This window comes from Halobacillus sp. (assembly GCF_049282395.1).
Classification (GTDB): domain Bacteria; phylum Bacillota; class Bacilli; order Bacillales; family Halobacillaceae; genus Halobacillus.
The window spans coordinates 1-2,158 of the sequence record NZ_JBAPTY010000069.1 but is presented as its reverse complement, the minus strand read 5'-3'; the positions used below and the strand labels follow the sequence as shown (position 1 = coordinate 2,158).

General features: G+C 43.2%; 2 protein-coding genes. One reads left to right on the top strand and one right to left on the bottom strand.

Translation table 11 applies throughout. The features are described 5' to 3' along the window. Nucleotides 1–484, top strand: a 484-nt coding sequence (locus WAM07_RS03610; RefSeq protein WP_422164844.1) for a helix-turn-helix transcriptional regulator, incomplete at its 5' end; no start/stop codon positions are given. Here the strand turns inward: WAM07_RS03610 and WAM07_RS03605 are convergent. After that, complete coding sequence (locus tag WAM07_RS03605; protein WP_422164843.1) at nucleotides 419–1,660, bottom strand: MFS transporter; 1,242 nt, start codon at nucleotides 1,658–1,660, stop codon at nucleotides 419–421. The genes WAM07_RS03610 and WAM07_RS03605 overlap by 66 nt on opposite strands. Between the last annotated feature and the right edge of the window lie 498 nt (nucleotides 1,661–2,158).

The following is a 2,158-nucleotide window of genomic DNA, read 5'->3' as shown; positions in this document are numbered from 1 at the left end:
GTGGATGTCTTTTGTGCGGGACTTTCTATCTCTTCATGAGACCTCCAGTCCATCGATCAATCAGTTGTTTCTGGATAACAGTCTGACTCAGCTCGCTATGATGATGCTGCAATATGGACCCGGCTCTCATCAGACGGAATTTCCAACCTTTAAAAGTAAGGGCAGTATCGATGTAGTGATCGATGCGCTGAAACAAAGCTATGATGAAGACTGGACGCTCGATCAGATGGCTGCCGTTGCCAGGATGAATAAGTACCAGCTCGCTCACCTTTTTAAAGAAGAGATGGGACTGTCGCCGTATTCCTGGCTGCAAATGTACCGGCTGTTTCGCAGTCAGTACCCACTTTTATATACCCAGCGTCCAATCCTTTCCATTGCTCTTCACCACGGGTTTAAGAGTGTGGCTTCCTATAACCATTTATTTAAAAAGGTTTATCGGAAGACTCCCTCTGAGTTTCGACGTATTCACGGTATGAAAAACTAGGGCTCCGATGCTTACGAAGAGAATAATCAGACCACTCCCAAGCATTAAGGTTTGTATGGAAATATAGCTGACTAACAGACCATAAATACCTAAAGAAATCGTGTTCGAAAAGTATAAAAGGACCGCATTGGTACTAAAGGCGCGGGCCATTTTTTCTTCAGGAACCAGGGTCTGAAGCAGGTAAACCCGCGCTAAACTTGCAATAGGGAGACCGATGCCTACGATGGCCACTCCGATAAAAAAGTGCTGAATTCCGTAGAGAGCACCATAGTAGGCAATTCCAAGTCCCCACACACTCGCTCCAAGCAGGTAGAAGCGAAGGGTCATGGTCTTAATAAAATAAGGCAGTACCAGATTCGTTAAAATAACGACGCCGCCAAATACTCCCTGCAGAATACTGTAAAGCTCCTCGCTGTTTGAGGTCATATCGGTTAAAGCGAGCAATAACCCGACTTCCCATACCCAGGTATTGAAGAAGACCGTTATAAATGTGAAAATAAACAGCTTTTTGATAGTCGAGTGGTTCTTTGCCCATGACATAAACTCCAGAATGGCGCGGAGTATCGTTTTTATTGATTTCTTTATGATAGGAATGGTAGTTTCCTTCCATTGTATGCGTGCGATCAAGATTGCACTAAGTCCGTAGGTAAGGGCATCGATTGTAAACAAGTGCACCGCTCCAAAGGAATGCAGTAACCAGACGGTTAACACAGGAGTCAGAACCGTAACGCCCCGGGTCAATGTATCGTTCAGACTGTTGGCGCTGGTCCGTTCAACCTTTTCAGTTATGGAAGGCAAAACCGAACGATGCGCAGGATTAAAGAAACAGCCGATACTTTGGATTAGGAAGCTCACGACTAGTAAATACACATACGTGAGTGCATCGAAATAGTACAAGCCAACAATGGACAGGACTATAGGGACGCGAACCAGATCCAGATAGATTAGTAGTTTTTTCTTAGGAAGCCAGTCAGCTATCACTCCACCAATTAAGCCAAACAAAAGATAAGGCGCAGTCTCTGCGATTGCCATAATGGTTGTATATAAGCTGGATTTTGTTAAGTTATATGCAAGAAACAAAAATGCCATCCCGGAAAGGTTGTCTCCTAGCCGGGAGATTCCGCCTGCTAATAAGTAATACCTGATGTTCTTCTTGAACCATATTGTTCTATACACCTAATCACCTCTTATCCTTATTGTAAGAGGGTAGGCGAGTGTGGTCTTTTCGATTATTGGTAAAAAATGCACCAATATTTTATCGTCAGAAGAATTCCTCTTCATGGGCTGTATCGAAGACAGTGGTAAGGGAGGAGTATCAACCACATAAATAGCGCTGTTTTCATCTTCTTGCTTTTGTTTGGTTTGTAGAACCAATAAAATAGGGCGGGAGAAATGCTCCCACCCGTACCTTTCGATTTGTGAGACTATTTTAATGAAGAAACCGGTAGAGGACACATGGTTGGGATAGATGTAGAGCTAACTCCGGGGTGTTCGAAAGATGGAGTGAGCTTCCGCTTTAGGTATTTGATCCACTGTGAAATAATAAACCTATCAAATAAATAAAGGAGTGGTTTCATGGATAAAGAGGTGGCTGTTAAGAGAGTATATGAATATTTAATTCAAGCATGGAACGATCGTGATGCTGAAAAAATGGCAAATCTCTTCACTGAAAGT